The organism is Salisaeta longa DSM 21114, from assembly GCF_000419585.1.
GTDB lineage: Bacteria > Bacteroidota > Rhodothermia > Rhodothermales > Salinibacteraceae > Salisaeta > Salisaeta longa.
The window spans coordinates 2,395,001-2,407,435 of record NZ_ATTH01000001.1 but is presented as its reverse complement, the minus strand read 5'-3'; the positions used below and the strand labels follow the sequence as shown (position 1 = coordinate 2,407,435).

General features: G+C 63.0%; 12 protein-coding genes (1 of these 12 running past the window's edge). 9 read left to right on the top strand and 3 right to left on the bottom strand.

Annotation, left to right across the window (positions count from 1 at the left end):
• Nucleotides 1–235 precede the first annotated feature (235 nt).
• On the top strand, nt 236–1,018 hold the full coding sequence (locus SALLO_RS0110050; protein WP_022836175.1) for a hypothetical protein: 783 nt from the start codon (nt 236–238) through the stop codon (nt 1,016–1,018).
• 156 nt (nt 1,019–1,174) lie between these two features.
• Nucleotides 1,175–1,687 (top strand): hypothetical protein, encoded by a 513-nt coding sequence (locus SALLO_RS0110045; RefSeq protein WP_022836174.1) that lies wholly within the window; start codon nt 1,175–1,177, stop codon nt 1,685–1,687.
• A gap of 101 nt (nt 1,688–1,788) precedes the next feature.
• Here the strand turns inward: SALLO_RS0110045 and glnA are convergent, their stop codons facing one another.
• Complete coding sequence (gene glnA, locus SALLO_RS0110040; protein ID WP_022836173.1) at nt 1,789–3,129, bottom strand: type I glutamate--ammonia ligase; 1,341 nt, start codon at nt 3,127–3,129, stop codon at nt 1,789–1,791.
• 39 nt (nt 3,130–3,168) lie between these two features.
• Nucleotides 3,169–3,657, bottom strand: coding sequence for an Lrp/AsnC family transcriptional regulator (locus SALLO_RS0110035; RefSeq protein ID WP_022836172.1), 489 nt, complete (start codon nt 3,655–3,657; stop codon nt 3,169–3,171).
• A gap of 310 nt (nt 3,658–3,967) precedes the next feature.
• Between SALLO_RS0110035 and SALLO_RS0110030 the strand changes: the two genes are divergently transcribed.
• The 3 genes from SALLO_RS0110030 (at nt 3,968) to SALLO_RS0110020 (ending at nt 8,143) form a co-directional block, all read left to right on the top strand.
• Nucleotides 3,968–4,912: an NAD-dependent epimerase/dehydratase family protein gene (locus tag SALLO_RS0110030; RefSeq protein ID WP_022836171.1), complete on the top strand. Its 945-nt coding sequence runs from the start codon at nt 3,968–3,970 to the stop codon at nt 4,910–4,912.
• A gap of 51 nt (nt 4,913–4,963) precedes the next feature.
• Complete coding sequence (gene kbl / locus SALLO_RS0110025; protein ID WP_022836170.1) at nt 4,964–6,154, top strand: glycine C-acetyltransferase; 1,191 nt, start codon at nt 4,964–4,966, stop codon at nt 6,152–6,154.
• A gap of 174 nt (nt 6,155–6,328) precedes the next feature.
• Nucleotides 6,329–8,143, top strand: coding sequence for a hypothetical protein (locus tag SALLO_RS0110020; RefSeq protein ID WP_022836169.1), 1,815 nt, complete (start codon nt 6,329–6,331; stop codon nt 8,141–8,143).
• Between the two features lie 725 nt (nt 8,144–8,868).
• On the opposite strand, the gene SALLO_RS0110010 is transcribed toward SALLO_RS0110020, so the two are convergent.
• Nucleotides 8,869–9,153: a hypothetical protein gene (locus SALLO_RS0110010; protein ID WP_022836167.1), complete on the bottom strand. Its 285-nt coding sequence runs from the start codon at nt 9,151–9,153 to the stop codon at nt 8,869–8,871.
• 363 nt (nt 9,154–9,516) lie between these two features.
• On the opposite strand from SALLO_RS0110010, the gene SALLO_RS18465 reads away from it, so the two are divergent.
• From SALLO_RS18465 to pyrR, 4 genes are all read left to right on the top strand, one after another.
• A complete protein-coding gene (locus tag SALLO_RS18465; RefSeq protein ID WP_022836166.1) occupies nt 9,517–9,657 on the top strand; it encodes a hypothetical protein in 141 nt (46 codons plus the stop codon).
• Between the two features lie 147 nt (nt 9,658–9,804).
• Nucleotides 9,805–11,355, top strand: coding sequence for an acyl-CoA carboxylase subunit beta (locus SALLO_RS0110000; protein WP_028567127.1), 1,551 nt, complete (start codon nt 9,805–9,807; stop codon nt 11,353–11,355).
• A gap of 167 nt (nt 11,356–11,522) precedes the next feature.
• Entirely contained in the window at nt 11,523–12,014 is a 492-nt protein-coding gene (locus SALLO_RS0109995) for a Fur family transcriptional regulator (protein ID WP_022836164.1), read from the top strand.
• Nucleotides 12,015–12,210: 196 nt separating this feature from the next.
• Nucleotides 12,211–12,435: the 5' end (the start) of a bifunctional pyr operon transcriptional regulator/uracil phosphoribosyltransferase PyrR gene (gene pyrR / locus SALLO_RS0109990; protein ID WP_028567126.1), read on the top strand. It continues 291 nt past the right edge of the window; only the first 225 of its 516 coding nucleotides appear in the window; its start codon is at nt 12,211–12,213; its stop codon lies off the right edge, out of view.

Below are 12,435 nucleotides of genomic sequence, written 5' to 3'. Positions count from 1 at the left end.
TTCCCAAACGATTGGAGCGGGCCCCGGTGTGCGCGTTGCGACAAACCCTGTGCCGCGTCCGACAAATCGGGGTGCAGGCGCTCTCAGGGCTTGATATTGCTGCTTCAGGCCCGCAACCTAACCGTCGCGTCACAACTCGATCAATCTCGCACAGCATTCTTCTCAAGTCATGTACACACAGCAATCCACACCATCTCGCATCTCTTGGCCCCGCATCTCATGGCGTGTCGTCGCCATGCTCGCCGTCGCCCTATACGTCGGCGGGTGTGGGTCGGCCGCGTCGTCTCTTGACGCGTCGAAAGTAAAGCAGGCCGAGGAGGCCGCTGTGCCCATCATCACCGTCGATCAGTACATCGACATGTCCGGCATGCAGGAAAGTGGCGGGCTCGCGTCGGGCAGCGGGGCGGGTGCGTTCATGCAACGCTTGCTGGATGACGAGAGCTTCGGTCTGCGCCCCATGGTCGATCTGCTGCACGAGAAAACCTACAACGTGTATGCAGAGCGCCTGCCCGTGCGGTTCTTGCCCGAAGATGAGGTGATTGGCAGCACGCGCTATCAGCAGTTTCAGCTCCTCGACGACGCCTCCAGCGATGCGCGCCTGCAGCGTGTAAACAGATTGCTGGTGCCCAAGAACTACAAAAAGTACAACCTGGGCCAAGATGCACTGCTCGCCGATCGGCAGCAGAAGATGTTTGCAGCCGTTCCGGAAGGCGTCGATGCACTGCTGTTTGTATCAGCAAACTACGCGATGGTCGAAGACAATCCGTTCTGGTACTGGTTCTTGCCCATCAGTCCCGATCGCGCCTATGTGGAAGCAACGGTGCGCATGGAGATGATTAACCGCAACGGAGAGACCATTCTGGAAATGAGCCGCACGGCGCGTTCCAACAATCACCTCAATACCGTAGGCGGCATTAGCATGGAGCCTGAAAAAATTCAGGGGCTGTGCAGCGAAGCCACAAAAAAAGCGGTTGCCGCCATCGACGTAGCCACCAAGAAAGCACTTGCGGGCTCGTAAGGTAGCCGGGCGGCTGCGTCCGCCATCAGCATCGAAAAGAGTATCGAGTCGCTCCGGCGCTTATGCCGGACGGTAGGCCCCCACTGTCCCGGGCACGTCTTGCAGTCACTCGCGCGGCAGTGGGTTCATTGAACGCTAATCACACCACGCAGTCTCATGACACAAGCACGTACGACGTTCTTTCAAACGCTCATCGCGTTTCTATTTCTCATCGGCGGGTTGGGAAGCAGCGCGGCCCCAACGGCCCAGGCCCAGTCGGCCAAGAACGCCATCTATACCGAGGTCGCTGGTAACTCCCTCCTGTACTCTGTAAACTATGACCGGCGCTTTTCCGATAAAATAAGCGGTCGCCTTGGCGTGATGACAGCCGGTGCTAGCGGCGTCAGCCTCACCGCTTTCCCGCTGATGGGCAACTACCTGCTCGGCTCAGGCAGTCATCGGTTGGAGCTGGGCTTAGGTCCGCAGATCTTCCTCGTGTCAATTGACGGAGGTAGCGGAGACCTTGCCGGATTTGACGAAGAGGGTACGGCTATTGCCGGTACGGCGACCATTGGCTATCGCTACCAGCCGATGGATGGCGGATTCCTGTTTCGGATCGGCTTCACGCCGTCCTTCTCGCAATTTGGCTTTCTGCCATGGGCCGGACTGAGTCTTGGGTACGCGTTCTAAGTACTGGATACGTGTGCGCAAGGATGCACCAAAGGGCCGCTCCGGCATGTCCGGAACGGCCCTTTGCGTGTGCAAACCTCAGAAGTTGTTTGGCGAATGTGTTAGAACGTTTCCAGGTAGCGCTCCAGCTCCCACGGCGAGACCGACGCTAGGTAGCCGGTGTATTCTTGCGTTTTGGCCTGGATAAACTTCTCGCTGACGTGTGCACCGAGGGCGTCGAGGACGACGTCGTCGGCCTGGAGCGCGGTGATGGCCTGGCCCAGCGTGCTGGGCAGCGTCTCGATGCCGCGCTCTACGCGATCGGCTTCGGTGAACTCGTAGATGTTTTCGCGAACGGGTGCCGGGGCCTCCAGTCCGCGTTCGATACCGTCGAGGCCGGCATGCAGCATCACGGCCAGGGCGAGGTACGGGTTGCAGGAGGGATCGGGCGAGCGCAACTCGATGCGCGAGGAGGCCGGGCCGCGCGCGGCGGGCTTACGCACAAGCGCCGAGCGGTTGACGTCGCTCCAGGCCACGTAAATGGGCGCTTCGTAGCCCGGCACCAGTCGCTTGTACGAGTTAACCGTGGGGTTGCAGATGGCGGTGAGCGCCGGGGCGTGCTCCAAGATGCCGCCCAAAAAGGCGTAGGCCGTGTCGCTCAGGCCAAACTCGTCGCTGTCTTCGTGGAATGCATTCTCGCCGTCGGAGAACAGGGAGATGTGCGTGTGCATCCCCGAGCCGTTGATGCCAGCGATGGGCTTGGGCATAAACGTGGCGTGGACGCCATGCAGCTCCGCCACGGCGCGCACTACCGCCCGAAACGTGGCGATGTTATCGGCGGTGGTGAGGGCGTCGTCGTACTTGAAGTCGATTTCGTGCTGGCCGGCCGCCACCTCATGGTGACTCGCCTCTACCTCGAAGCCCATCGACTCAAGCATGTAGATAATCTCGGCCCGGATTTCTTGCGCCAGGTCCTTGGGGCCAAGGTCGAAGTAGCCGCCGGCGTCGTGCGTTTTGGTCGTGGCGCGGCCCTTCTCGTCCTTCTCGAAGATGAAAAATTCCGGCTCGGGGCCCGCGTTCATCTCGAAGCCCATCTCCTCAGCCCGCGCAATGGCGCGCTTCAAAACAAACCGCGGATCGCCGGCAAACGGCGCGCCGGTCGTCGTATTCATCACGTCGCAAATGAGCCGGGCCGACACGGTGTCGTCGCCGCGGCGGCTGCGCCAGGGCAACAGCGCAAACGTATCGGGGTCGGGCTCCAGGCGCATGTCCGATTCCTGAATGCGCACAAAGCCCTCAATCGACGAGCCGTCGAAGTAAATGCCCTCGTCGAACGCCTTCTCGGCCTGATGCGCCGGGATCGATACGTTCTTGACGGTGCCCAGAATGTCGGTAAACTGCAAGCGAAGAAAGTCGACGTCGTTCGCCTCAATGGCGTTCAGAACGTCTGTAGCGGTAGCCATAGTGCAGAAGGTGGCGTAAAGTGAAGGAAGCAGCGGACATCAGGCCGAGCGCTCTTCGTAGAGTTCACCCGGCGTCACGGGGACGGTGCGGGTTTCCTTGAAGGTGCTCAAGACGATGCTGGTGGACGTGCCGCTCACCCCCGGCAAGGCCTGCAGGTCAGAGAGCAGGCGCTCGAGGGTGGTGGTGTTGCGCGTGCGAATTTTGAGGACGTGCGAGCCGTCGCCGGTAATGGAATGCAGCTCCAGCACCTCTTCCATGCCGCTTACGGTCTCGATAAAGTTCGGGTAGTGCTCCGAGCCATCCACCGACACGCGAATAAAGCCGGTGATGTCGAGGTGCAGCCGCTTGGCATCTACCACGGCATGATAGCTCGCAATAACGCCCCGATCTTCGAGCTTGCGCATGCGCTCGCTGACGGCCGAAACCGACAGGTTCACGTGCTCGGCCACGGTGCTGCGGTTCATGCGGCCCTCGCGCTGCAACAGCCGAAGAATTTGCGCGTCGATCTCGTCAATCTGGTGTGGCACGTGCGTCTTGCCTGATTTATTTTTGTCACAGTCGCATAAAGCCGCAAAATATTTTGTGTTTCGAAAAATAGGCTGGCGGTATTTATTTCACAGAACCTGCGTATGGCGTGGGGCCGGGTCGGCGCGCGGGTGCTTTCCTGATCTTCATCGCTGCTCTGCAGGGCTTTCACCGAGGGGGGTGGACATGCTGCGATGTGTTTTCGTTTATGGAAGCGGTTCCGAACGTGGGACTTCACCGTTCGTATGAATCCGAGAAGCGCACCGCCCGTGTGCCTTTGCGGATGCTCACCCTCACAGCGCCACGCACGGCATGCCTCGGATACTCGTCACAGGAGCTAACGGTCAGATTGGAAGTGAACTTGTGGCGGCGCTGCGGGCGCGGCACGGCCACCGGGCGGTGGTGGCGCTCGATCTGGAGGCGCCGCGCCAAAACGGCGTCGACGCGCCGTCGGTGGTGGGCGACGTGCGCGATCGCGCGCTGCTCGAAGACACCATGGCCACGCACGACATCGACGTGGTGTACCACCTGGCGAGCTTGCTCTCGGCCACGGGCGAGCAGCACCCCAACCGGGCCTGGGACGTAAACATGACGGGCCTGAAGCACGTGCTAGACCTTGCAAAGGAGCGCGGGCTGCGGGTGTTTTGGCCGAGCTCCATTGCCGTCTTTGGCCCCTCCACGCCACGCACCGATACGCCGCAGCGCACCGTGCTCGATCCGGCGACCATGTACGGCGTCACCAAGCGCAGCGGCGAGCTGCTGTGCCAGTACTACCATCGGCGATATGGCGTTGACGTGCGCAGCCTGCGCTACCCGGGGCTCATCAGCTACCAGACGGTGCCCGGCGGCGGCACCACCGATTATGCCATCGACATGTACCGCGCCGCGGCCCGCTCCGAACCGTACGTGTGCTTCCTCTCCGCCGGCACGCGCCTTCCCATGATGTACATGCCCGACGCCCTGCGCGCCACGCTCGACCTGATGGATGCCCCCGCCGCTGCCCTTTCGGTGCGCGACAGCTATAACCTGACGGCCTTCAGCTTCTCGGCGGAAGAGCTGGCCGCGCACCTGCAGGAACGGGTTGACGGCTTCTCCGTGACGTACCGCCCCGACGAGCGCCAGCACATTGCCGACAACTGGCCTGCCACCATCGACGACAGCGCCGCCCGTGCCGATTGGGGGTGGGCGCCGCGGTACGACCTGGCGGCCATGACCGACGACATGCTGGCGCACCTGCGCGACCGCGTCGAAGCCTGACGCTGCCGCGCCCTGCCTCATACCCTCTCACGCTCTACGTGCCCCTACGCTATGCCTGATACCGCAACGGCTCATTTCCGCGACGAACTCGACGCCATCAAAGAGGCCGGCACCTACAAAGAGGAACGGGTGATTACCTCGCAGCAAGATGCCGACATTGAGGTGGCCTCGGGCGATCATGTCATTAACTTTTGCGCGAACAACTACCTGGGGCTCGCCAACAATGCCGAGGTGATGCAGGCCGCCAAAGACGGCGTCGACGAATTTGGCTTTGGCGTGGCCAGCGTGCGCTTTATCTGCGGCACCCAAACGGTGCACAAGCAGCTGGAGGATGAGCTGTCGGCCTTCCACGAAAAAGACGACACGATTCTCTACAACTCGGCCTTCGATGCCAACACCGGCTTCTTTGAGTCGATTTTGGGCCGCGAGGATGCCATCATCAGCGACCGCCTCAACCACGCTTCCATCATCGACGGCGTGCGGTTGTGCAAGGCCGACCGTTACGTGTACGATCACTCCGACATGGCAAGCCTGGAGGAGCAGCTGCAAGATGCGCAGGATGCCCGCGTACGGGTGATTGCCACCGACGGCGTCTTCTCGATGGACGGCGACGTGGCCAAGCTCGACGAAATCTGCGACCTGGCCGAGCAGTACGACGCGCTGGTGATGGTGGATGAGTGCCACGCCACGGGCTTTATGGGAGATGGCGGGCGCGGCGCGAGCGAGGCCAAGGGCGTGCTGGACCGCGTGGACGTTATCACCTCCACCTTGGGCAAGGCGCTGGGCGGCGCCACCGGCGGCTTTGCGACCGGCCCGCAAGAAATCATCGACCTGCTGCGGCAGAAGTCGCGCCCGTACCTGTTCTCCAATGCCGTAGCGCCCATGATTGCGAACGCAAGCCTGCAGGTGCTGCGGCTGCTGCAATCGAGCGATCAGCGGCGCGCGCAGCTCTGGGACAATGCGACCTATTTCCGCAATACGTTGGAGGCGCGCGGCTTCGACCTCAAGCCCGGCAACCATCCCATCATCCCGATCATGCTGTACGATGCCAAGGTGTCGGCGCAGATGGCCGATGACCTGCTCGACCGCGGCATCTACGTGATCAGCTTTAGCTACCCGGTGGTGCCCAAAGGCGAAGCCCGCATCCGCGTACAGATGTCGGCTGCCCACACGCGCGCCCACCTCGACCGCGCGCTCGACGCCTTCACCGATGTGGCCGAGGCGCACGGCGTGCTGTCGTAGCGCCGTGCCAGGGGCCCGCGTGCCGCTTTGGGGGCGGTGGCAACACCTGACGGGTTGAAGAATGGAAAAAGGCGCACGTGGTGCGTATCATACAGCCCCTGCACCGGTCAGCGGCCGGGCAGTGGTCGTGCGCATCCGCTCATCCGCGCCTGTTGGGCCCGTTCCCCTGTGCTTATGCCAACCGATACGCTCATTGCTGCGCTCACGGCGCAGTTGCATCAGTCGTTGCCTGCCACCCAAGCCTACCGGCCCGAAGACTGGGCGGGCCGCGTGCCGCCGCCGGTAGAACACTTCTTGAAGGCGCTGGCGCGGCACCAAAGCATCCGCGAAGCCGACCGGCTGGAAGCCGCCACCTCGGGGTGGGTCAACTACGACGCGCCGGCGCTCCAGGACGCCGCCCAGCAGTTCTGGAACGCGGTGCAGGCCCATCCACAAATTCCGGCCGACGCCTGGGCCGATGCCTGCACGCAGGCCGCGCGCTACGTGGTGCAGTACCTGGTGGACCCGGCGCAGACGCTGGCCGCGTTTACCTACGCCGATGTGGATGGCGCCGTGCCCACCGCCCGCGTCGAGCGCCACCTCGACTTCTTTCAGCCCTACGGCTACCTGGCGCGGGCCCTGAGCGGCTACATCGAAAAGCGCGGGCTGGACACGCTGACGGCCCAAAAGCTGACGACGTTCATTGCGTACGTAGACGCCCAGTACACCAGCGATTACGCGGCCGCCGCGTGGCAGAAGCTGTTGCGCCCGCTGTTTGATTTGGCCGCCTACGCCACGGGGACGCGCGCGCTGCGTGCGGGGGTGCTCCGGCAATTTTTTGAAGCACGTGAGGCGGAGGCGTGCGCCCAGGCCCTGCCCGCCGACGACGCCCAGGCGCTCACCCCCGACGCGCTGATGGAGCACCTGGCCCCCAGCGAGGCCGCAACGAGCGCCGCGCCGCCCGACTGGTTTGTGAACGAGGTGCAGCGCACCGACGACGCCCCGAGCGGCTCCATCTTTCGCCGCGCTGCGGCCGACGACGCAGCCGACGACGCCTCCACAGGGTCAGCGCCCGCGGACGAGACCTCTGCCGAGGACGACGACGCGCCGCCCGCGCCCAGCGAACCGGCAGCCGCCCCCTCCGAAACGAGTGACGCTCCTGAAGCGAGCGATACGTCCGAAGGCGACGCCGCACCAGACGCCCCGGCGGTCGACGAACCGGCAACAGCCGACGACACGGCAGCCGACGACACAGCAGCCGACGAGGAACCGAGCCCCTGGCCGCCGCCCGGTACCGAGTGGCCGTCGTATGAAGACGACGAAGCGTCTGCCGCCGATGCCGCTCCCGGCGCACCTTCCGCCGACGCCTCCGCGCCCGACAGCGCCGGTACGGACGACACGCGCGCCGGCGCCTCCGCTGACGACGAGCCCGCGCCGTTGTGGAAACGATTTCAAAGCAGCGACGACGAAAACGCCAAGGCGCGTACGGAGCCCGCCGACGCCTCCAGCGCGGCCGAAGAGGAGAAGACGCCGCTGTGGGCCCGGTTTCAGTCCGAGAAAAACCAGAAAGCCGCCCGCCGCCTGGCCGCCGACGAGTCCTCCCCGGAGGCCCCTGCGGACCAAGCCGCTGCGCCCGCCGCCGATACAGACGCGCCCGACGCGCCGCGCACGCCTGATGCTGACGCCTCGCAGCGCGCGTCGGCAGCAGAGCCAGCAGAACCGTCGGCGCCCGCGCCCAGCGCCCCAGCGGATACCGGCGAGCCGGTGAGCGTGCTGGAGGAAGACGTGCTGGGGGCCAATGCCGAGGCCAACCGGGCGATGTATGTGCGCCAGTTGTTTAGCGGCAACATCGACGCGTATGAGCGCGTGCTGCGGCGGTTGCGCACGATCGAGACGTGGAGCGAAGCCTCACAGTTTATCGCGCAGGAGGTCTTCCGGAAGCACAAGGTCAACATCTACAGCGACGCGGCCGTCAGCTTCACCGATGCCGTTGAAGCGCGGTACGAGTAGAAGCGCAAGCGAATACAGCAGGGGGCGCTGCGCCGGATGAAATAGATTCGTGCACTTTCAGGTTGGCCACCACCTCGTCGACAAACCCGCCTGCGGGTTTGTGTTAGCGCTCTCTAGCACAGCTTGGCGCGTTGCTATCCGTCCAATTGTACAAGCTCGAAGTGGCTGCGCCGTTTTATAAGCCAACGTGGGTCTCCTAAACGACGCTCACCACAGTATCAGGTGTTACGGCTGCCCGGACGAATCCACCGTATCCAGGCTCAAGATAGGCTTCGATAACGAGCCGATGGCCCCCTGCATGAGTCAGGGCAATGTCTGACGCTCCGGTTACGGTCACATCTACTGTTCGTGATGCGCTGGGGTGCAAGTCGCCCAACACGTATTTGTTGCCCGTCACGTGCAGCACGACCGAGTGAAGTGGCACATCGCCCCGGTTTTCTATCGTGACCTCGGTCTCCCCTGATGTACAGCCCACAAGCAAGAGCAGTAGAAGTACGATGCCCGCTGTCCACTTTGCAATCAGATAACTCTGCATACTGCCCACCGTTTTCATTGGCATTGCGATACCCGCTGTTCAATGCTAGGGGTAACGGCGCGTGGCTCCCAATTTCCTATTCCGAGGTAGTCGTCAGCTGTTAATCCCGAATCACCTGCAGCATGTGGACCATCGCCGCCTCGGGGTCGACGCCCACCCATTCCTCAAAGTGATCCAGAATGGGTGCCTGCTAGTACGCCTTTGACCAGTGCTGCTCATCGTCCAGATCGATGGCCAACCGGTACCAGTGCAGCCGTTCGGCATCGATGTAGTTCAGGGGTGCTGATAGCCGACGGTGCAGCGCCTCGACGCTGGGCCACGGATCGCGGTAGCGCGACAATTCCTCCGCTGAAGTTGGGACCAGCCGCGTGTGGAGAACCTGCTGCACAGCCTCGGCAGTAAGCGCCTCGTAGTGGTCGGGGCGAATCTTGGCGACGGCAAACGGGCCATGCGAGTCCTCGAACGAGTGGCCCAACCGCTGATGTTTGTAGACACGTGAGCGAATGAGACGGTCGAAGAGTGCGGACTTATCGAAGTCGGTCGCGAGTCCGCCGGGTATCCAAAGTTGATGGTGGATGAAAACGCCGCTTGGAAACTGAAGTAGCCCCTCACCATGCCTGTGGAAGAAAGGTGTATCGAGCGGTGCCATGTGTATTACGGATATCGGGAAAATTTGCTGTTCCGGGGCAAATCCGTTAGTCAGGATAGTAGGTTGAAGAGCCGAAGCGGACTTTCTGAGTCGCCCCCGATTCGTTGATGAAGATCGTGGGCTTGCTCTCCTAAAAATAGAAGATGCGCCGACGCCGCTGATCCTGGAACGAATGGCTTCCCTTGCGTCATGCCGGAGCGGGACGATGACTTTCTACAACTGGTGCGCCAGAACGAAGGGCGCCCCCGCACCATCTGCCGCGTGTATGCGGACTCGCTTGAGGCACAGCTGCTCGATCCGTTGGAGCGACGGGCAACTGTGCACCGCTGATTTGAGCTGCAAAATATGATTGGTGCGCGCTCGGACGCGTGCGCGGCTCTACGGGATCTTCATTGAAGGGCGCGGCGCGTTCCCCTACTTTTGGAAGCGCATCCGCCGATGCTTCGCTACCGCTTTTCGCCGACCGCCCCCGCGCTTATGTCCGATGATCGTCTGCAAGACCTCGACCGCCGCCGCGCTGCCGCTGCCAAAAGCGGGGGCGAGGCGCGCATCCAACGGCAACACGACAAGGATAAGCTCACCGCCCGCGAGCGCATCGACATTTTACTCGACGACGGTTCGTTTGAGGAGCTTGGCACGTTCGTGCGGCATCAGTCCACCGACTTTGGGCTGGAGGACAAGCGGCCCTACGGCGATGGCGTGGTCACCGGCTACGGCACCATCGACGGGCGCCTCGTGTACGTCTTCAGTCAGGACTTTACGGTGTTTGGCGGCTCGCTGGGCCGGGCGCATGCCGACAAAATCGTGAACGTGATGGAGAAGGCGCTGCAAAACGGCGCGCCGGTCATTGGGCTGAACGACTCGGGGGGCGCGCGCATCCAGGAGGGCGTGGTATCCCTGGGCGGCTATGCCGACATCTTCAAGCTCAACACGGATGCCTCCGGCGTCATTCCGCAAATTTCGGCCATCATGGGCCCGTGCGCCGGCGGCGCGGTGTACAGCCCCGCCATCACCGACTTCACCTTTATGGTGGAGGGCAGCAGCTATATGTTTGTGACGGGGCCCAACGTGGTGAAGACCGTCACCCAGGAAGAGGTGACGAGCGACGAGCTGGGCGGTGCGCGCACGCACGCAAGCAAAAGCGGCGTCAGCCATGTCACGTGCAGCAACGACGTCGACTGCCTGCTGCGCATCCGCGAGCTCATGAGCTATCTGCCGCTGAACTGCGAGGAAGACCCGCCCCGCGTGCCGCGTGCCGAGGTGCAGCACACCACCGATCCGGAGACGCTGAACACGCTGGTGCCGCCGGAGCCCAACAAGCCGTACGACATGCACGGCGTGATTACGGCGCTGGCCGATGACGGCGACTTCTTTGAGATTATGCCCGACTACGCCGAGAACCTGATCACCGGCTTTACCCGGCTGGGCGGGCGTCCGGTGGGCATCGTGGCCAATCAGCCGGCGGTGCTGGCGGGCGTGCTCAACATCGACGCCTCGCTGAAGGGCGCGCGCTTCGTGCGCTTCTGCGACGCGTTTAACGTCCCGCTGCTGGTGCTGGAAGACGTGCCGGGCTTCCTGCCGGGCACCGATCAAGAGTGGAACGGCATCATCAAGCACGGCGCAAAGCTGCTCTATGCCCTGTGCGAGGCCACCGTGCCCAAGTGCACCGTCATTACGCGCAAGGCATACGGCGGCGCCTACGACGTGATGAACTCGAAGCACATTGGCGGCGACCTCAACTTTGCCTGGCCCACCGCCGAGATTGCCGTGATGGGGCCCAAGGGCGCGGTGGAAATCATCTACCGGAAGCAGCTGGCCGCGGCCGACGACCCCGAAGCGGCGAAAGACGCGTTTGTCGAGGAGTACCGCGAGAAGTTCGCGCATCCGTACGTGGCCGCCGAGTACGGGTACGTAGACGATGTGATTAAGCCGAGCGAGACGCGGGCGCGCCTGATTCGGGGCTACGATATGCTCGAAAACAAGGTGGTGAATCCGCCGAAGAAGAAGCACGGCAACATTCCGCTGTAGCGCTTCAAGGGCGCGCGGGCGCCGGGTGGGGCAGATGTCGGGAGGCAATCGTGCGGCGGAACTGCCCGTTGAGCGCCCGGGTTTGCTGAAGTGACAGCAGGCCGCACCGCATCCGCGCATGCAGCGCCCGCTGCCTCCACGATGGATTCCAATCAGGTCGCCCCGGCATGTCGACGCTCCCACAGCAGCAACGCCTAGACGAAGTCCGCACTATCTTTAAGGCCTTCCTGAAGAAGCGCAACAAGCGGCAGACGCCCGAGCGCTTTGCCGTACTGGAGGCCATCTACAGCACCGATGATCATGTAGACGCCGACGAGCTCTTTGTGCGCCTGAAGCAGGACGGCACACGCGTGAGCCGGGCCACCGTGTACAACACGCTGGAGCTTTTGATGGAGTGCGACCTCGTCGTGCGCCATCAGTTTGGCAAGAACCAGGCGCGCTACGAGCGGGCCTACAGCTACTGGCAGCACGACCACCTGATTTGCATGGATTGCAATGAGCTGTTTGAGTTCTGCGATCCGCGCCTGCAGAGCGTGCAGGAGATGGTGGCCGAGATCTACGACTTTGATATCAAGCACCACTCGCTGAATATGTACGGGCGGTGCCAGCGCGAGAATTGCCCCAACCGCACCGAGGAGGCCCCGGCCGCCGAAGCCTAGGCTGTGTTTGAAAAATAAGCGTGAGCGCGCGCCCGAGGGGGAAGCCGGAGCTGCACGGCGTTCGAAGCAGGGGTAGCGGGTCTACCGCGATGCAGAACAACACAGCAGCAGCGGCTCTCCAACCGGGCGCAGTCCGCGAGGTGTTTTAAACACAGCCTAAAATAGTCCATCTGATTCCGTACGCCCGATGGTTGACATGACGCGCACGCTCATCTTATCGTCTGAACAAGTGCAGCGCACGCTGCGGCGGCTGGCCTACGAAATCATTGAGCGGAACGAGGGTGCGCGCACGCTGGTGATTTTTGGCATCGCCAGGAGCGGGATTCCGCTCGCCGAGGCCGTAGCCGCACACATCCGCGACATTACGGGGGCCGACGTGCAGGCGGCCCCGCTCGATGTCACCCCGTTTCGTGATGACGCG

Excerpts from the sequence above, each read along its gene's own strand:
- SALLO_RS0110050 (WP_022836175.1), top strand. The coding sequence starts at position 236 with ATGCTCGCCGTCGCCCTATACGTCGGCGGGTGTGGGTCGGCCGCGTCG.
- SALLO_RS0110045 (WP_022836174.1), top strand. The coding sequence starts at position 1,175 with ATGACACAAGCACGTACGACGTTCTTTCAAACGCTCATCGCGTTTCTA.
- glnA (WP_022836173.1), bottom strand. The coding sequence starts at position 3,129 with ATGGCTACCGCTACAGACGTTCTGAACGCCATTGAGGCGAACGACGTC.
- SALLO_RS0110030 (WP_022836171.1), top strand. The coding sequence starts at position 3,968 with ATGCCTCGGATACTCGTCACAGGAGCTAACGGTCAGATTGGAAGTGAA.
- kbl (WP_022836170.1), top strand. The coding sequence starts at position 4,964 with ATGCCTGATACCGCAACGGCTCATTTCCGCGACGAACTCGACGCCATC.
- SALLO_RS0110020 (WP_022836169.1), top strand. The coding sequence starts at position 6,329 with ATGCCAACCGATACGCTCATTGCTGCGCTCACGGCGCAGTTGCATCAG.
- SALLO_RS18465 (WP_022836166.1), top strand. The coding sequence starts at position 9,517 with ATGCCGGAGCGGGACGATGACTTTCTACAACTGGTGCGCCAGAACGAA.
- SALLO_RS0110000 (WP_028567127.1), top strand. The coding sequence starts at position 9,805 with ATGTCCGATGATCGTCTGCAAGACCTCGACCGCCGCCGCGCTGCCGCT.
- SALLO_RS0109995 (WP_022836164.1), top strand. The coding sequence starts at position 11,523 with ATGTCGACGCTCCCACAGCAGCAACGCCTAGACGAAGTCCGCACTATC.